Source organism: Micromonospora sicca, from assembly GCF_003172935.1.
GTDB lineage: Bacteria > Actinomycetota > Actinomycetes > Mycobacteriales > Micromonosporaceae > Micromonospora > Micromonospora sicca.
In genome coordinates this window covers 1-15,834 of record NZ_QGKS01000201.1, presented here as the reverse complement: position 1 = coordinate 15,834, position 15,834 = coordinate 1, and the positions used below count along the sequence as shown (strand labels likewise).

General features: G+C 72.8%; 17 protein-coding genes. 6 read left to right on the top strand and 11 right to left on the bottom strand.

Annotation, left to right across the window (positions count from 1 at the left end):
• Window positions 1–339: 339 nt before the first annotated feature.
• The gene (locus DKT69_RS13105) at window positions 340–798 is read right to left on the bottom strand and encodes an Lrp/AsnC family transcriptional regulator (RefSeq protein ID WP_109801850.1); all 459 of its coding nucleotides are present in this window, start codon (window positions 796–798) and stop codon (window positions 340–342) included.
• Window positions 799–1,067: 269 nt separating this feature from the next.
• Between DKT69_RS13105 and DKT69_RS13100 the strand changes: the two genes are divergently transcribed.
• On the top strand, window positions 1,068–1,334 hold the full coding sequence (locus DKT69_RS13100) for a BldC family transcriptional regulator (RefSeq protein ID WP_109801849.1): 267 nt from the start codon (window positions 1,068–1,070) through the stop codon (window positions 1,332–1,334).
• Window positions 1,335–1,360: 26 nt separating this feature from the next.
• On the opposite strand, the gene DKT69_RS13095 is transcribed toward DKT69_RS13100, so the two are convergent.
• Window positions 1,361–2,005: a UbiX family flavin prenyltransferase gene (locus tag DKT69_RS13095; protein WP_109801848.1), complete on the bottom strand. Its 645-nt coding sequence runs from the start codon at window positions 2,003–2,005 to the stop codon at window positions 1,361–1,363.
• A gap of 167 nt (window positions 2,006–2,172) precedes the next feature.
• Here DKT69_RS13095 and DKT69_RS13090 point away from each other — a divergent pair, with 167 nt between their 5' ends.
• Window positions 2,173–3,138 carry a terpene synthase family protein gene (locus DKT69_RS13090; RefSeq protein ID WP_109801847.1) on the top strand — a complete coding sequence of 322 codons (966 nt, stop codon included), beginning with the start codon at window positions 2,173–2,175 and terminating at the stop codon, window positions 3,136–3,138.
• A gap of 9 nt (window positions 3,139–3,147) precedes the next feature.
• Here the strand turns inward: DKT69_RS13090 and mqnP are convergent, their stop codons facing one another.
• Both mqnP and DKT69_RS13080 read right to left on the bottom strand, forming a co-directional pair.
• On the bottom strand, window positions 3,148–4,059 hold the full coding sequence (gene mqnP, locus DKT69_RS13085; protein ID WP_109801846.1) for a menaquinone biosynthesis prenyltransferase MqnP: 912 nt from the start codon (window positions 4,057–4,059) through the stop codon (window positions 3,148–3,150).
• Window positions 4,059–5,519 (bottom strand): menaquinone biosynthesis decarboxylase, encoded by a 1,461-nt coding sequence (locus DKT69_RS13080; protein WP_109801845.1) that lies wholly within the window; start codon window positions 5,517–5,519, stop codon window positions 4,059–4,061. Before DKT69_RS13080 ends, mqnP begins: the two co-directional genes overlap by 1 nt.
• Before the next feature lie 132 nt (window positions 5,520–5,651).
• Between DKT69_RS13080 and DKT69_RS13075 the strand changes: the two genes are divergently transcribed.
• Window positions 5,652–6,524, top strand: coding sequence for an alpha/beta fold hydrolase (locus DKT69_RS13075; RefSeq protein WP_109801844.1), 873 nt, complete (start codon window positions 5,652–5,654; stop codon window positions 6,522–6,524).
• Window positions 6,525–6,527: 3 nt separating this feature from the next.
• On the opposite strand, the gene DKT69_RS13070 is transcribed toward DKT69_RS13075, so the two are convergent.
• Window positions 6,528–7,088, bottom strand: coding sequence for a carboxymuconolactone decarboxylase family protein (locus tag DKT69_RS13070; protein ID WP_109801843.1), 561 nt, complete (start codon window positions 7,086–7,088; stop codon window positions 6,528–6,530).
• Between the two features lie 63 nt (window positions 7,089–7,151).
• On the opposite strand from DKT69_RS13070, the gene DKT69_RS13065 reads away from it, so the two are divergent.
• Window positions 7,152–7,622: a MarR family winged helix-turn-helix transcriptional regulator gene (locus DKT69_RS13065; RefSeq protein WP_109801842.1), complete on the top strand. Its 471-nt coding sequence runs from the start codon at window positions 7,152–7,154 to the stop codon at window positions 7,620–7,622.
• Window positions 7,623–7,842: 220 nt separating this feature from the next.
• On the top strand, window positions 7,843–9,207 hold the full coding sequence (locus DKT69_RS13060) for a hypothetical protein (RefSeq protein ID WP_146231066.1): 1,365 nt from the start codon (window positions 7,843–7,845) through the stop codon (window positions 9,205–9,207).
• A gap of 56 nt (window positions 9,208–9,263) precedes the next feature.
• Here DKT69_RS13060 and ccsB read toward each other — a convergent pair whose 3' ends face one another.
• Genes ccsB through hemL form a run of 6 tightly spaced genes read right to left on the bottom strand, consistent with a single transcriptional unit; the run spans window position 9,264 to window position 15,255 of the window.
• Complete coding sequence (gene ccsB, locus DKT69_RS13055; protein ID WP_109801840.1) at window positions 9,264–10,238, bottom strand: c-type cytochrome biogenesis protein CcsB; 975 nt, start codon at window positions 10,236–10,238, stop codon at window positions 9,264–9,266.
• Window positions 10,238–11,845, bottom strand: coding sequence for a cytochrome c biogenesis protein ResB (gene resB / locus DKT69_RS13050; protein ID WP_109801839.1), 1,608 nt, complete (start codon window positions 11,843–11,845; stop codon window positions 10,238–10,240). Before resB ends, ccsB begins: the two co-directional genes overlap by 1 nt.
• Entirely contained in the window at window positions 11,845–12,693 is an 849-nt protein-coding gene (locus DKT69_RS13045) for a cytochrome c biogenesis CcdA family protein (RefSeq protein WP_109801838.1), read from the bottom strand. Before DKT69_RS13045 ends, resB begins: the two co-directional genes overlap by 1 nt.
• Window positions 12,693–13,265, bottom strand: a complete 573-nt coding sequence (locus DKT69_RS13040) for a redoxin domain-containing protein (protein ID WP_109801837.1) — start codon at window positions 13,263–13,265, stop codon at window positions 12,693–12,695. The genes DKT69_RS13045 and DKT69_RS13040 overlap by 1 nt, the downstream gene beginning before the upstream one ends.
• The gene (locus DKT69_RS13035) at window positions 13,265–13,912 is read right to left on the bottom strand and encodes a histidine phosphatase family protein (RefSeq protein ID WP_109801836.1); all 648 of its coding nucleotides are present in this window, start codon (window positions 13,910–13,912) and stop codon (window positions 13,265–13,267) included. Before DKT69_RS13035 ends, DKT69_RS13040 begins: the two co-directional genes overlap by 1 nt.
• A gap of 5 nt (window positions 13,913–13,917) precedes the next feature.
• Entirely contained in the window at window positions 13,918–15,255 is a 1,338-nt protein-coding gene (gene hemL, locus DKT69_RS13030) for a glutamate-1-semialdehyde 2,1-aminomutase (RefSeq protein ID WP_109801835.1), read from the bottom strand.
• A gap of 191 nt (window positions 15,256–15,446) precedes the next feature.
• Here hemL and DKT69_RS13025 point away from each other — a divergent pair, with 191 nt between their 5' ends.
• Window positions 15,447–15,779 carry an STAS domain-containing protein gene (locus DKT69_RS13025; RefSeq protein WP_089011677.1) on the top strand — a complete coding sequence of 111 codons (333 nt, stop codon included), beginning with the start codon at window positions 15,447–15,449 and terminating at the stop codon, window positions 15,777–15,779.
• Window positions 15,780–15,834 lie beyond the last annotated feature (55 nt).

Sequence of the window (15,834 nt, the reverse complement as noted above, 5' to 3'; positions counted from 1 at the left end):
CTGCCCTTGCGACGGCAGGTTCCCGCCCCGGCAGAATCCCCATCGGGATCCTCCGGTCAGCGTCCGGCGGGACGGACACCCCAGGAGACCAACCCGAAAGGGCCGGTCAGCCAGGTGCCGCACACGGCTCCCACCACCACCCCGCGACACCCTCACCGGGTCCGCGGGGCAGCCCTCGGTCGCGGCTTCCACCGCCACGTACACGCCACCCCCGTAACCGACCGGGATGGTAGCGCCAGCCGGATGTCCGGCTTGCCGAGAATCGCATAGGGAACCAGAGACGCTTCCACGAACGGCACCGGGCGCGGCCCCGGCCGGGCCCCGTCCGGCGGGGGTGGGTCAGGGAGTGGGCGGCTCGACGGGCTGGGGGCGGTTCTCCCACTTGGTCGACAGGGCGATCCCGGTGCGGGTGGAGGCCACGCCCGGGGTGCGGTTCAGCCGGACGATCAGCTGCTCCAGCTCGGCGATCGTGCCCACCCGCGCCTTGAGCAGGAACGACTCCACCCCGGCCATGAAGTAGCAGGACTCGATCTCCGGCATCTGCCGGAACGAATCCAACACGTCGTCGGTGTCCCCGCCGGAGTCCTCGACGATGCCGATCAGCGCGGTCACGCCGAGCCCGATCGCCTCCGGCTCCACCTCGGCCCGGTACGCCCGGATGACGCCGCTGGACTCCAGCTTGCCGACCCGTTCGTGCACCGCCGGGGCGGAGAGGCCCACCTGGCGGGCCAGTTCGGCGTACGACAGGCGGGCGTTGCCGCGCAGCAGCTCCACGAGGCTCAGGTCGATCGTGTCCACGGAGAGTGACCCTATCCGTTCGGGCGTAACGCGAGACGCTCGGCATCAGTTGAACGTGACAACATGTACCCATTCACAAACTGATGGTCATGGGAGTTCTCTGCCGGTAGCATTTACTAACTTCTCAAGCCGTGCGTTTTTCGCGTTTTGGCGGACAGGCCAGGTCGCTGGTGCTGTAATTGCCATACGTCCCTCATGACGGCTCTGGGCTCGCACCGGCCGGGGGCAGTGTGTTCAGCCGGGGGCTTCGTCGACGCGAGGAGGGGGCTGTGGACACTGGAGATCGCCTGCTGACACCGGGTGAGGTCGCCGCGCTGTTTCGGGTTGACCCGAAGACTGTGACGAGATGGGCGGCGGCCGGCCGGATAGGCAGCATCCGGACTCCAGGCGGGCATCGCCGGTTTCGGGAATCCGAGGTGCGGGCCCTGCTTGAGGGGGAGGGCATGCTGGACGAGGCGGAGGACATGGGCAAGCCACGCAACATGGGCCCGGCGGCCGCGACCGGCCCCGGACCGGCCAACGCCGGCATGTACTGAGTACGGATCGGCACGCGGACCGGCCGTCAGGTCCGGTCCGCGTCCCGTTGGGCGGCGGCCAGCTCGCCCGACCAGCGACGGAACAGCGTGTGCGGTACGCCCAGCGCGTCCAGCACCTTGCCGGCCACGAAGTCGACCAACTGCTGCGCCGAGGCGGCCGCGCCCGCGCCGTAGAAGCCCGGACTGGCGGGCAGCACGACCGCGCCGGCGTCGTGCAGCGCGATGAGATGCTCCAGGTGGCTGCGGGTCACCGGCGTCTCCCGCGGCACCACCACCACCGGCCGCCGCTCCTTCAGGTTGACCTCGGCCGCCCGCTGCAGCAGGTCCTTGGAGAGCCCGATCGCGATGCCCGCGCAGGCCGCCGTGCTCGCCGGCACCACTGCCATGCCGCGTACCCGGTAGGAGCCGCTGCTCGGGCCGGCGGCCAGGTCACCGGCGGGCCAGTGCCGCAGGTCCGCGCCGGTCAGCTCACGACCCAGCCAGGCGGCCAGGTCGTCGGCCCAGTGCCCGTCCCGGAAGGGGCGGCCGGTCTCGTCCAGGATGGTCAGCCGGGCCGCCCGGGAGACGATCAGGTCCACCGCCGCGCCGGCGTCAAGCAGGCCCCGCACGACGGCTGCCGCGTACGGCGTGCCGGAGGCACCGGAGACGCCGACCACCCATGGTTCGCGCATGCGACAAGCGTGCCTGGTCGGCGGCGGGGACCGGCGGGCACCCCCGTCGTGCCGGTCCGGAGCGTCCCCCTTGTCCCGGGAGCGTCGTCGTTGTCCCGCCGGGTCACGGCCGTCCCGGCGACCTGGCATGCTTCCGTCGGCGATCCACGGCCACGGGAGGGATCGGGATGACGGAGGCGCTGCTCTGGTCGCTGCGGTCCGGCTGCCCGCTCGCGCCCCGGCTCTCCCCGTACGCCGACCGCACCCAGCACTGGCTGCTCGACCAGCTCGTCGGCCTCGACCTGCCGCTGGACGCGGTGGCCCTGGGTCGACTGCGCCGGGCGGGTTTCGCCCGGTACGCCGGCCGGCTCTACCCGGACGCCACCGAGCCGGACCTGCGCGTGCTGACCGCCCTGTTCACCTGGTTCTTCCTGGTGGACGACGCCTGTGACCGGCCGGACCGGCTGACGCCGCCGCAGATCCGCGCGCTACGCGACGGGGCGCTCGCCCTGCTGCGCGAGGGGCCCCGGGCACGCCATCCCGGCTTCTCGGGGCCGCTGCGGCGGCTGCTCGTGCAGGCGTGGCGGGAGCCCCGACGGCGGATGCCCGCCCGCTGGCGGCTGCGCTTCGCCGACGCGGTCGCCGACCACTTGGACGGCGCCTGGCGGGAGGCGGTCGCGAAGGCCGCCGGCCGGGCCCCCGGGGTGGCCGAGTACGTCCAGCTGCGCCGGGCGACCTCGGCGGCGTACGTGTCGTACCCGCTGATCGAGTTCGCGACCGGCCGGCCGCTGCCCGATGCGGTCTACCACCATCCCGCGCTGGGCCGGATCGCCGACCTCGGCAACGACCTGCTCTCCTGGTTCAACGACCTGGCGTCGCTGGACCAGGACCGGGCCAGCGCCGGTGGGCACAACCTGGTGCTGGCGATGGCGACCGAGTACGGGGTGCCGGTGGGGACCGCCGTGAACCTGGTGGCCGAGCGCTGGCGGGCGGGGATGGCCCGGTTCGTGGCGCTGCGCGCCGCGGTGCCGTCGTTCGGTCCGGCGCTGGACGAGGCGGTCACCGCCCACCTCGACGGGGTCGCCTACGCCGTGCGCGGCACGGTGGACTGGACGTTGGAGAGCGGCCGCTACCCGGTCGCCCCCGTGTCCTGACCTCGCCGCTCAGGGGCGCAGGTCGAGCCGGACCACCAGGTCGAGCAGGGCGAAGACGAAGAGCGCGATTCCGACGAAGCCGTTGGCGGTGAAGAAGGCCCGGTTGACCTTGCTGAGGTCGGTGGGGCTGACCACCAGGTGCTGGTAGCCGAAGGCGACGGCGGTGAACGCCAGCCCGATCCACCAGAGCCAGCCGAAGCCGACCAGCGCGCCGAACCAGATGAACAGCGCGAAGGTGACCACGTGCGCGACGGTGGAGGCGTGCAGCGCGAAGCGCCGGCCGTACCGGGCGGGCACACTGTGCACACCGATCTCCCGGTCGATCTCCGAGTCCTGGCAGGCGTAGATCAGGTCGAAGCCGCCGATCCAGAGGCCGACGGCCGCGCCGAGCAGCCAGGCCGGCCAGGAGCCGGCGAGGGTGCCGGTGACCGCGAGCCAGGCGCCGACCGGGCCGACCGCCTGGGCGATCGCCAGGATGGTGTGCGGCCAGTTGGTGAACCGCTTGCCGTACGGGTAGACGACCAGCGGGATCACGGCGAGCGGCGCGAGCACCAGGCAGAGCGGGTTGAGCAGGGCGGCGGCGGCGAGGAAGACCACCAGCGCGACGGCCGCGCCGGTCCAGGCCGTCCGCACGCTCACCGCCCCGGTGACCAGTTCCCGCCCGGCGGTACGCGGGTTCCGCGCGTCGATCCGCCGGTCGAGGATCCGGTTGGCGGCCATCGCGAACGTCCGCGCCCCCACCATCGCCACGGTGATCAGCAGCAGGTCGAGCCAGCGCACCCGCCCGCCGTCGACCCGCATCGCGGTCAGCGCCGACAGGTACGCGAACGGCAGCGCGAACACCGAGTGCTCGATCGCGACGAGCTTGAGGAACGACTTCACCCGGCCCGGCTTCTCGGCCGGCGCGTCGAGGACCGCCATCAGATCCCGTACTCCTTCCAGCGCTTGTCGACCAGCGAGACGACCTCGGGCGACATCGACATCTCCTCCGGCCAGCCCCGGGTGTAGCCCTCGGTGGGCAGCTTGCGGGTCGCGTCGACGCCCACCTTGCCGCCCCAGAACTGCTGGTACGACGCGTGGTCGAGGTGGTCCACGGGGCCCTCGGTGAGGAGCAGGTCGCGGGCGTAGTCGACGTTGCCGAAGGCGCGGAAGGCGACCTCGTTGTAGTCGTGCACGTCGCAGTCGGCGTCGACGATCACGATCAGCTTGGTCAGCGACATCAGGTGGGCGCCCCAGATCGCGTTCATCACCTTCTGGGCGTGCTTCGGGTAGCGCTTGCGGATCGACACGATCGCGCAGTTGTGGAAGACCCCGGCGGCCGGCAGGTCGTAGTCGACGATGTCGGGGATCAGCAGCTTGAGCAGCGGTTGGAAGATCCGCTCGGTGGCCTTGCCGAGGCCGTGGTCCTCCTGCGGCGGCTTGGAGGTGACGATCGAGTGGTAGACCGGGTCGCGCTGCATGGTCATCGCCTCGATGTGCAGCACCGGGAACGGCTCGACCGGGGTGTAGAAGCCGGTGTGGTCCCCGAACGGGCCCTCCGGCAGCCGCTCGCCGGGCTCCAGGTAGCCCTCCAGCACGATCTGCGCGTGCGCCGGCACCTGGAGCGGCACGCTGAGGCAGTCGACCATCTCGACCCGCTCCCCGCGCAGGAAGCCGGCGAACAGGTATTCGTCGATGTCGCTGGGGAGCGGCGCGGAGGCGGCGTAGGAGACGACCGGGTCGCAGCCGATCGCCACCGCGACGGGGAGCCGCTGGCCGAGCCGCTCGGCGACGGCGTGGTGGGCGGTGGAGTCCTTGTGGATCTGCCAGTGCATGCCGAGGGTGTTGCGGCCGTGCTGCTGGAGCCGGTAGAGGCCGAGGTTGCGCTTGCCGGTCTCCGGGTGCTTGGTGTGGGTCAGCCCGTAGTTGTGGAAGATCCCGCCGTCGCCGGGCCAGACCTGGAGGCCGGGCAGCCGGTTCAGGTCGACGTCGTCGCCCCGGTAGACCACCTGCTGGCAGGGGGCGGTCTTCACCTTGCGCGGCGGCACCGACTTGAGCTGCATGACCTTGCCCAGGCCCTCGCGGATGCCGGACCAGCCGACCGGCAGCTCCGGCTTGATCAGCGCGCCGATCCGCTCGCCGATCTCGTCGAGCGAGTCGACGCCGAGCGCCATCGCCATCCGCTTCTCGGTGCCGAACAGGTTGATCGCGACCGGCATCTCGCCCCGGGTGGGGCGCTCGAAGAGCAGGGCCGGGCCGCCGGCCCGGACGGTCCGGGTGACCACCTCGCTGATCTCCAGGGTGGGGTCGACCGGGACGCTCACCCGCCGCAGCTCGCCCGCGCGCTCCAGCGCCGCGAGGAAGTCCTTGAGATCGGTGTACGGGAAGCCACGAGCCGCCATGTCCGCCAGTCTCCCGCACCGGCCTCCCGGTCGCCCAAGCCGGGTGGTGTGACGCGGCCGATGCCGGCACGGACCGGGCATGGCCGGGCGACCGCCGGGTAGTCGAGCCGTCCGGCGGCGAAGGGGGCGGCGATGGGCGGCGGGCGGATCCCGGCGGGTTTCAGCGAGCAGCGGGCACGGGTCGGCGAGGTGAGCCTCAACTACGTCCGGGGTGGCAGCGGTCCCCCGCTGGTGCTGCTGCACGGCTATCCGCAGTGCTGGCACATGTGGCGGCACCTGCTGCCGGAGCTGGTGCGCTCGTTCGAGGTGGTCGCGCCGGACCTGCGGGGCTTCGGCGACAGCGACGCCCCGGCCGGCGGGTACGACAAGAAGAACATCGCGGCCGACCTGCACGGCCTGCTCACCGGGCTCGGCCTGACCGGCGACCTCCGGCTGGTCGGCCACGACCTGGGCACCATGGTCGCGTACGCCTACGCGGCCGCCCATCCCGACGTGGTGTCCCGGCTGGTGCTCACCGAGGCGCCGATCCCGGACGAGAGCCTCTACACGATCCCGGCCCTGACGGCCGCCGGCCCGGCGGTGTGGAACTTCGGCTTCTTCAACGTCGCCAACGGGCTGCCGGAGCAGCTGATCGGCGGCCGGGAGGCGCTCTGGGTGGACCGCTTCACCGACTCGATGATGGTGCACAAGGGCAGCATCGGGCCGGAGGACGCCGAGGAGTACGCCCGGCACCTGCGCGACCCGGACCATCTGCGGGCCAGCTTCGACTGGTTCCGGGCGTTCGGGCAGGACGTGGCGGACAACGCCGCGTACCGGTCGACGAAGCTGCCGATGCCGGTGCTCGCCGTCGGCGCCCGGGCCAGCCTCGGCGAGCAGGTGGCCGAGCAGGTCCGCCGGTACGCCGACACGGTCTCCGGCGAGGTGGTCGAGGACTGCGGCCACTGGCTCTTCGAGGAGCGACCGGCGGAGTTGAGCGCCCTGCTGCTGCCCTTCCTGCGCGGCTGACGTCTACCCGGCCGGGTGCCAGGCGTACGCGGCCAGCGGCGGGTCGAGCGGCGCGCCGGTGAGCCGGTTGGCGAAGGTCGAGATGGTGTAGGTGCCGACGCCGAGCACCACGTCGAGGGCGTGCCGGGGCTGCCAGCCGGCGTCGAGGAAGGCGGCCAGCTCGGCGTCCGGGACGGCGCCCCGGTGGTCGAGGACGGCCAGGGTGAACCGGCGCAGCGCCTCCAGCCGCGCGTCGGGCAGTTCGGTGCCGGCCCGCAGCGCGTCGACCAGCTCCGGCGTACCGCCGTGCCCGGCCAGGGTGGGGGTGTGCATGGCAACGCAGAGATGGCATTCGTTGCGGGTGGCCACGGTGAGGACCAGGACCTCCCGTTCCACCGGGGCCAGGCTGCCGGCCTCGAAGACGGCGTTGGCGCCGAGGAAGCCCTTCAGCAGCTGGGGGGACTCGGCCATCAGGGCGACGGCGGCGGGCAGGTAGCCGAACTTCCTCTGCACGGCGTCCAGGGTCGGGCGCGCGGCGGCGGGCGCGGTGTCGGGGGTGTGGGCGGTGAAGACCGGTCGGGACATGCCGACCCCTCTCGGATACGATGGTCAACGTGGTTGACCAAATAGTAAACGTGGTTGTCGAGCATGGCAACGCCTGACCGCCCCGGATTCGCGCTGCCCCTGCTGCTGCTGGCCGGCTTCCGTACGCTCATCGACGACCTGCACGCCGAGCTGGCCCGGCAGGGGCACCCGGAGCTGCGGCCGGCGCACGGCTTCGTCCTCCAGGCCGTCGGCCCGGACGGCACCACCGCCTCCGAGCTCGGCCAGCGTCTCGGCGTCAGCAAGCAGGCCGCCGGCAAGACGGTGGACCGGCTGGTCGCCCTGGGCTACCTCGAGCGCGCCGACGACCCCGCCGACGCCCGGCGCAAGCTGGTCCGGATGACGGAGCGAGGGCTGGACGGGCTGCGCCGCTCCGCGGTCGTCTTCGACGAGCTGCGCGACCGCTGGACGGTGACGCTCGGCCCCGACCGCGTCGCCGCGATGGAGGACGACCTGCGCACGGTCGCCTCGGCCGACTTCTTCCGCCTCGACGTCCCCGGCTGGTTCGGCGCCTGACCGCTCATGATCGTCTGCGCCTCGCCGGCGCGACACGCCGGTGAACCCGTCGGCAGAGTGCAGACGATCACAGCACCCCGTCCCCGGGGCGCGTCGACGACGTGCTGAGCCGGCGTCGCACCCGACGACCGGGACGCCGTTCGTCACCGGCTCCCCTTAGGATCAGCGCGCCGATCGGGCCGAACTGGCCCGGCCGGTCCACCTTCCTCAAGGGAGTTCGATGAGATCTGTGCGCGTTACCCGCGCGTTCCGGGTCGGCACGGCGGCCCTCGCCGCAGCAACCATGGTCGCGGCAGTCGAGAGCCCGGCGGCGGCGGAGACCGACCCCGGCTGGGTGAGCGGTTGGCTCGATGACACCACCATCGGCGCGGCCGGCGCCCCCGGCCGGACCGCCGGCCTCGTCCTGAGCAGCACCGGGGCGACCAACCCCCGGGTGACCTTCGACCTGAGCGGGTTGACCGGGGTGGCCACCGCGACCTTCCCGGACTGGTGCGTCACGGACGCCGCCGCGGTCACCTGCCCGATGCCCCCGACCGCCACCCCGGACGAGTTCGGCGCCCTGAACGGCACCCTGCCCGTCGTGCTCAGGGCGGTCACCGGCGCGGCCGACGGCGCGACCGGAACGATCGGCTACACCGCGCTGGCCGACGGCGTCGACGGCTGGGCCCAGCAGGCCACGGTGACGGTGCACGCCGGGCCGGACGTGATCGACCTGGTCGACGAATACGTCAGCGGCGCCGCCACGGGCGACCAGCTCGCCATGCCGGTGTCGGTGCTCAGCGCCGGCGACCAGCCGGCGGACGACCTCCAGATCACCCTCCGCTTCCCGGTCGGCGTGGAGCCCGCCGCGTACCGCAACTGCCGGTACGGCGCCGGGGACCAGCTCAGCACGATCGTGGTGTGCACCGTCGGCGGCGAGCTGACCCCGGGTGCCCGCTACGAGATCCCCGGCGGCTTCGCCACCTCGGTCGGTCCGGCCGCCGTCGGCGACAAGCGGATCAGCCAGACCGTGGCCCCCGCCGACACCGCCGGTCCGCTGCCCGCGGGCGTGACCTTCACCCGCCGCGACGCCGACCAGTCGCTGCGGCTGCGTCAGGTCGGCCAGCCGGTCGACGTGATCGGCCCCGAGCACCAGTACCCGTCCGGGCAGTACTACCTGCGCGCGATCCGCGGCGCCTTCGACGTGGTCGCCCTCGGCGCGACCGCCACCGGGTCGGCCGGCGACACCGTCCGGGTCGAGGTGGGCCTGCGCAACGACGGCCCTGGGGTGCCGGACGGCACCATCTCCGGGAACAACGCCGCCTGGTTCGTCTTCACCCCGCCCGCCGGGACCGCCGTCAGCAACCGCCCGGCGAACTGCTCGCCGGCCGGCAGCGAGGAGGAGGAGCCGGACCCGACCGTCCCGGTCACCTGGTACTGCACCAAGCCGGGCGGGATCTTCGCCGCCGGGGAGACCTATCTGGTCGGCTTCGACCTGCGCATCGACGGCCCGCTCGGGACTACCGGCGAGGTCCGCATCCCGCACGGCTATCCGCGGGCCGACGACGACCCGGCGAACGACACCGCCGCGGTGACCGTGAGCTGACTCCGGGACGACGCGACCGCCGGGAGCCCGCGGGCTTCCGGCGGTCGTGGTTGAAGTCAGCTGACGCCGGCGTACGAGTGCAGGCCGGTGAAGAAGAAGTTGACCCCGAACAGGTTCATCAGCATGGTCAGGAAGCCCAGGACGGCGATCCAGGTGGCCACGTTCCGCTTGATGCTTGGGGTGGCCCGGGCGTGCAGGTAGCCGGCGTAGACCACCCAGGAGATGAACGCCCAGGTCTCCTTCGGGTCCCAGCCCCAGGCCCGGCCCCAGGCCGCCTCGGCCCAGATCGCCCCGGCGATCACCGCGAAGGTGAAGATCGGGAACGCGAAGGCGTGCAGCGCGAAGGTCATCCGCTCCAGTCCGGCCGCCGCCGGCAGCCGGCGGGCCAGGGTGTACGGGAAGCTGCGCCGCCCCTGCTCCCAGCCGGCCCGCATCAGGTACGCCGCCGCCGGCACCACGCCGAGCAGGAAGATGCCGGAGGCGAAGACGATCGTCGACACGTGGATGACGAACCAGTACGACTGGAGCGCCGGCATCAGCGGCGTGACCTGGACGTAGAGCTTCAGCTCGGCGAAGGCCAGCAGCAGCACCATGACCAGGGTCAGGAAGAGCCCGAGCCGGCGCAGTGCGGGGCGCTTCCAGAGCACCGCGAGCCAGGCCGCGGTCCCGATGAAGGTGACCGTCAGCACGAACTCGTACATGTTGCCCCAGGGCATCCGCTCGGCGGCGACCCCCCGGGTGACCAGGGCCCCGAGGTGCAGCGCGGCGGCGAGCGCGGTGACCCAGCCGGCGATCCGACCGGCCACGAGGGCCCGCTGCGCCGACCGGCCGGCCCGGTTCTGGACCGGGGCGGCGGGGGCCTCGACGGTCCCGCCGGCGCCGCCGACACCCGCGCCGACCAGCTCCCGGGACGGGGCGGCGGCCGGCACCGCCCGGGCGTTGCCGAGCGCGTACTCGACGGCGTGGCTGATCATCGCGACCAGGTACGCCAGGATCGCGAAGGTCACCAGCTGGTCGGAGAGTGCGGACATCACTCGACTCCTTCTCGCGTCCGCTCGTCGGCGCGGACCGCGGCGACCAACTGGGCGAACTCGTCGGCGAACCCTGGGTGTTCGGTGCGCGGCAGCCCACCGGCCTCCACCAAGCTACTACCGCTCGTCGGAGATCCATCGTCCGGGGGCGTCACCCGGAACCAGACCCGCCGCCGCCGGCCGAAGAGGGAGCCCATCAGGCCGGCGAGCAGCACCACACAGGCGCCGAGCAGCAGCGCCTGCCCGGGGGCGTACCGGACGGAGAGGGTGACGTAGGGCTTGGTGCCGAGGAACTCCAGCGTGCTGCCGTCGTCCAGGGTCCACTTCTCGCCGACGCCGAGCTTCTGGTCGCCGAGCTGCTTGAGCTTGCCGTTGTCGACCTGCCGCTGGTCGAGCTTGTAGACCGAGCCGGGGATGCCGGCGTCCAGCCCGAGGTTGCCCCGGTACGCGACCAGCACGACCGCCGGGTTCCGCTCCTCGGGGAACTTCGACGTGACGAACGGCCCGGTGTCCGGGGCTGTCGGCAGATAGAGCCCGTCGAAGGCGACCTGCTGGTCGGCGGCGCGCTTGCCGGTCTTCGGGTCGACGTTGGCGTCCGGGAACGCGGCCAGGCCCTCGCCGGTCAGTCCGACGTCGCCGGTGGTCAGGAACGGCACGGTGCTGGTCTGGCTGCGGCCGTACCGGTCGGTGTACTTCAGGATCGGGGCGTACCCGTGGCCGAGCAGGTAGACGTTGGCGGAACCGAGCCGCAGCGGGGAGTTGACCGAGAAGTCGGCGGTCCGCTTCGACCCGTCCGGCTCGTCCACCGTCACGGTGGCCCGGAAGCTGGCCGGCTGTCCGGACGGCAGGAACTTCGCGTGGAAGTCGTCCAGGGTGAGACAGAACGGCGGCAGGTCGCTGCTGTCCACGCGCGGGCCGAGGGAGGCCTCGCTGTACTGCTGGCGGGTGTTGCAGAAGGCGTTCTCCGCGCCGGCCACCAGCAGCCGGTTGCCGTGCCAGCCGTACCAGGAGCCGAGCGCGACCCCGAGCAGCACGGCGACGAGCGAGGTGTGGAAGAGCAGGTTGCCGGTCTCCTTGAGGTAGCCCTTCTCGGCGGAGACCTCGTTGCCGCGGACCTCGACCCGCCAGCGGCGGCGGCGCAGCACGGCGGCGATGGCCGCCGGGTCGGCGGCGGCCGGGGCTTCCAGCACCGCGTGCTGGGGCAGCCGGTCCAGCCGCTTCGGCGCGGCCGGCGGGCGGGAACGCAGCGCCCGCAGGTGGTCCCGCAGCCGGGGCAGGATGCAGCCGACCAGCGAGGTGAAGAGCAGCAGGTAGATCGCGGAGAACCAGATCGAGCCGAAGACCGCGAAGGCGCCGATCCGGTCGAGCTTCGGGGCCAGGTCGGGGTGGTCGACGAAGTACTGGTTGACCTTCTCCGGGTTGACCCCGCGCTGGGGCAGCACCGAGCCGGGGATGGCGGCGACCGCGAGCAGGAAGAGCAGGATCAGCGCGGTACGCATGCTGGTCAGCTGCCGCCACGAGTTGCGCAGCAGGGCGAGCACCGGGTTGACCCGCCGCCGGGGCGCCGCGGCGGGCGGCGTGGCCGGCCGGTCGTCCACGGTCGTCATCAGATGCTCACCTCGCCCACCCCGACGTGCGTCTGCAGCCAGATCACGAAGTTCTGCCAGCCGCCGGTGACCAGCGCCAGGCCGATCAGGATCAGCAGGACGCCACCGATCCGGGTCACCCAGCGGCTGTTGCGCCGGACGGCGCGGAAGACCCCGAGCAGGCGGTGGAAGCCCAGCCCGAAGACGACGAACGGTACCCCCAGCCCGAGGCAGTACGCCACGGCCAGCACCACGGCCCGGTCGGTCTTGCCGCCGACGGTGGCCATGCCGAGCACCGCGCCGAGCGTCGGGCCGGTGCAGGGCAGCCAGCTCAGCGCGAAGACCGCGCCGAGGACGGGGGCGCCGAGCAGTCCGGCGGCGGGCAGCCGGTTGATCCGGAACTCGCGCTGCATCCCCGGCACCAGGCCGAGGTAGCCGAGCCCGAGCACCACGACCAGCCCGCCGATGACGATCTCCAGGGCGCGTTCGTGCTGGAAGAAGACCTTGCCGACGCCGGAGAAGAGGATCGCGGTGGCGGTGAAGACGGCGGTGAAGCCGGCGATGAACAGCAGCGTCCCGGCGAGCACCCGGCCCTTGACCGCGGCCGCCGGCCGGGCCGCGACGGCCACCCCGCCGGTCGCCACGGCGACCCCGCCGCCGGTCGGGGCGTCCCCGCCGGCCGGTGCCGGCTCGGTTCGCGCCCGGCCCTCCAGGTCCGCGCCGGCCAGGCCGGTGACGTACGACAGGTAGCCCGGCATCAGCGGCAGGACGCACGGGCTGAGGAAGCTGACCAGGCCGGCGAGCACCGCCGCGCCGATCGCCAGCAGCAGGGGCCCGGACTGGGCGACCTCCCGGAACGTCTCGCCCATCAGCGGGACCCGGAGGCCGCTTGCTCGGCGGCGATCCGCTCGATGACGGGGCGCAGGCCGTCCTGGGTGACGGCGGCCCGGATCACGGTGGCGATCCGGCCCTCCCGGTCCAGGACCACGGTGGCCGGGATGGTGTTCGGCGGGATGTCCAGGGCCAGCGCGAGCCGGCTGGCCGGGTCGAAGAGGCTCGGGTAGGTGACCCGGCCCTGCTCGAACGCGATCGCCTTGTCCTTGCTGTCCTGCACGTTGATGCCGAGGAAGGTCACCCCGGAGGCCTTGGTGGCCTGGTAGGTGGCCTCCAGGTCGTCGGCCTCGGCCCGGCAGGGCGCGCACCAGGAGCCCCAGAAGTTGAGCACCACCACCTGGCCGCGGGCCTGCGAGACGTCGTAGCTGCCGCCGGTGAGCAGGTCACCGGTGATCTTCGGGGCCGCCGAGCGCTGGTCCGGGGCGCACTCGATGACGCCGGCCTTGTTGGCGCACTTGCTCTCCTCGCTGCCGGAGGAGCAGCCGACCAGCGCCGTCACGGCGGTGACGGCGGCGAGCAGGACGGCGAGGGGCCTCCGGGTGCGCATCAGGCCCCCTTGGCCGTCCGGGCGGTCGGCGAGATCGCGACCAGGTGGGCCGCCGGCTCGGAGTAGCCGATGCCGACGACCTTGGCGCCGTCGAAGTGGAACGAGGTGAGGCTGGCCAGCCCGCACTGCCGCTTACGCGGGTCGTGCCACAGCCGCTTGCGCTCGACGTACCGGCGCAGCGTCCAGATCGGGAGCTGGTGGGAGACGAGCACCGCCTCGCGCCCCTCGGCGGCGACCCGGGCAGCGTGCAGCGCGGCGAACATCCGCTCCGCGATGGCCTGGTACGCCTCGCCCCAGGACGGGGTGACCGGGTCGCGCAGCACCCACCAGTTGCGCGGGTCGCGGAACGAGCCGTCGCCCGGGGAGACCTTCTTGCCCTCGAACCAGTTGGCGCTTTCGATCAGCCGCTCGTCCACCCCGACCGGGAGGCCGAACTGCGCCGCGATCGGCTCGGCGGTCTGCTGGGCGCGCTCCAACGGGCTGGCCACCACGTGCACCACGTGCCGCTCGGCGAGCCCCTGCGCGGCGGCCTTGGCCATCTGGACGCCCAGCTCGGAGAGGCGGAACCCGGGCAGCCGGCCGTAGAGGACGCCCCCCGGGTTGTAGACCTCGCCGTGCCGCAGCACGTGGACCACCGTCTCGCTCACGTTCCCTACCCCCCGCGACCCGCCGCTGCCGCCGCCGTCGCCGCGCCGGGCAGGGCGGCGGCGATCTGCTCCAGAGCGGCATCGTCCAGCGCCGCCGACACGAACCACGACTCGAACGCGCTCGGCGGCAGGTAGACGCCGGCGGCGAGCATCGCGTGGAAGAACGCCTTGAACGCGGGGACCTGCTGGGTTCGCGCGCTGTCGTAGTCGACCACGTCGGCGTCGGTGAAGAAGATCGAGAACATGCTGCCGGCGCACGACAGGCGGTGCGGGACCCCGGCGGCGGCCAGCGCGTCGGCGGCGAGCTTGCCCACGACGGCGGCCGTCTCGTCGAGCCGGCGGTAGAGCGCGTCGTCGGCGAGCCGCAGCGTGGCCAGGCCGGCGGCGCAGGCGAGGGGGTTACCGGAGAGGGTGCCGGCCTGGTAGACCGGCCCGGCCGGGGCGAGCCGCGCCATGATCTCCGTGCGCCCGCCGAAGGCCGCGGCGGGAAGCCCACCACCCATGACCTTCCCGTACGTCCACAGGTCGGCGTCGGACGGGTCGAGGCCGTGCCACCCGGCGCGGGTGACCCGGAACCCGGTCATCACCTCGTCGACGATGAGCAACGCGCCGTACGCGTGGGCGATCCGGGCGAGCTGCTGGTTGAAGCCGTCACGGGGGGCGACCACGCCCATGTTGCCGGCGGCCGCCTCGGTGATGATCGCCGCGATGTGCGGACCCTCGGCCGCGAAGGCCTCCTCGACCGCCGTGATGTCGTTGTACGGCAGCACGATGGTGTCGCCGGCCGCCGCGCCGGTCACGCCGGGCGAGTCGGGCAGGCCGAGCGTCGCGACACCGGAGCCGGCGGCGGCGAGTAGCCCGTCGGAGTGGCCGTGGTAGCAGCCGGCGAACTTGATGATCTTGGCGCGCCCGGTGAAGCCGCGGGCCAGCCGGATCGCCGACATGGTCGCCTCGGTGCCCGAGTTGACCAGCCGCACCTGCTCGACCGGGGTACGCGCGACGATCTCCGCGGCCAACTCCACCTCGCCTGGAGTGGGCGTGCCGAAGCTGGTGCCGTACGTGGCGGCCTCCTGCACGGCGGCGACCACCTCGGGGTGCGCGTGGCCGAGGATCAGCGGCCCCCAGGAGCAGACCAGGTCGACGTAGCGCCGGCCGTCCGCGTCGAACATCCAGGGACCCTCCCCCCGGACCATGAAGCGCGGGGTGCCGCCGACGGCACGGAACGCGCGCACGGGGGAGTTCACCCCGCCGGGCACGATGGCCTTGGCGCGGTCGAACAGGGCCTCGGAGGCCGGCGCGTCGGCTGGGTAGCGGCCGGATCCGGCGGAAAGGGTATCGGTCACGATGCCGCCATTGTGTCAGCGCCCGCCGGGGAATCGGCAGCCACCCCGCACCGGGGTTACCGGGCTCACCCGCGTGCGGGTCGGCCGAGCGGGACGAAGATCAGCCGGGGCCGGCGGTCGGCACCGGGTCGGACGCGCAACCGGGGCAGGCTCGGCGGGCCGGGTGGTCGAGATCGCGATAGGGTGACCGGGTGGATCGTGCCGAACTGTCCATCACGGTACACCGGACGGGTGACGAAGTTGTTCTTCGCCTCGCCGGTGAGATCGACATGCTCACGGCCGCCCAGCTGTCGACAGTCGTCAATGAGGTGCTGGCCGACCCCCCGCCGCGCATCGTGCTCGACCTGGGCGGGGTCACCTTCTGCGACTCGCAGGGCCTCGGCACGCTGGTGGTGCTCAGCCGCAAGGCCAGCCACGCGCAGTGCCTGCTGGTGCTGAGCAACGTCGGCGACTTCCTCCTCCGCGTCCTCGACATCACCGGCCTCCGCTCCGCCCTGATGATCCGCAACGAAACCGCCCCCTGACCCACCCCCTGTCTCTTATACACATCTGACGCTGCCGACGAATACCCTTGTGTAG

What these genes read in the sequence shown, in the direction of transcription:
- DKT69_RS13095 (WP_109801848.1), bottom strand. Translation starts at nt 2,005, where the DNA reads ATGCGCGAACCATGGGTGGTCGGCGTCTCCGGTGCCTCCGGCACGCCG.
- DKT69_RS13090 (WP_109801847.1), top strand. Translation starts at nt 2,173, where the DNA reads ATGACGGAGGCGCTGCTCTGGTCGCTGCGGTCCGGCTGCCCGCTCGCG.
- mqnP (WP_109801846.1), bottom strand. Translation starts at nt 4,059, where the DNA reads ATGGCGGTCCTCGACGCGCCGGCCGAGAAGCCGGGCCGGGTGAAGTCG.
- DKT69_RS13080 (WP_109801845.1), bottom strand. Translation starts at nt 5,519, where the DNA reads ATGGCGGCTCGTGGCTTCCCGTACACCGATCTCAAGGACTTCCTCGCG.
- DKT69_RS13075 (WP_109801844.1), top strand. Translation starts at nt 5,652, where the DNA reads ATGGGCGGCGGGCGGATCCCGGCGGGTTTCAGCGAGCAGCGGGCACGG.
- DKT69_RS13070 (WP_109801843.1), bottom strand. Translation starts at nt 7,088, where the DNA reads ATGTCCCGACCGGTCTTCACCGCCCACACCCCCGACACCGCGCCCGCC.
- DKT69_RS13065 (WP_109801842.1), top strand. Translation starts at nt 7,152, where the DNA reads ATGGCAACGCCTGACCGCCCCGGATTCGCGCTGCCCCTGCTGCTGCTG.
- DKT69_RS13060 (WP_146231066.1), top strand. Translation starts at nt 7,843, where the DNA reads ATGAGATCTGTGCGCGTTACCCGCGCGTTCCGGGTCGGCACGGCGGCC.
- ccsB (WP_109801840.1), bottom strand. Translation starts at nt 10,238, where the DNA reads ATGTCCGCACTCTCCGACCAGCTGGTGACCTTCGCGATCCTGGCGTAC.
- resB (WP_109801839.1), bottom strand. Translation starts at nt 11,845, where the DNA reads ATGACGACCGTGGACGACCGGCCGGCCACGCCGCCCGCCGCGGCGCCC.
- DKT69_RS13045 (WP_109801838.1), bottom strand. Translation starts at nt 12,693, where the DNA reads ATGGGCGAGACGTTCCGGGAGGTCGCCCAGTCCGGGCCCCTGCTGCTG.
- DKT69_RS13040 (WP_109801837.1), bottom strand. Translation starts at nt 13,265, where the DNA reads ATGCGCACCCGGAGGCCCCTCGCCGTCCTGCTCGCCGCCGTCACCGCC.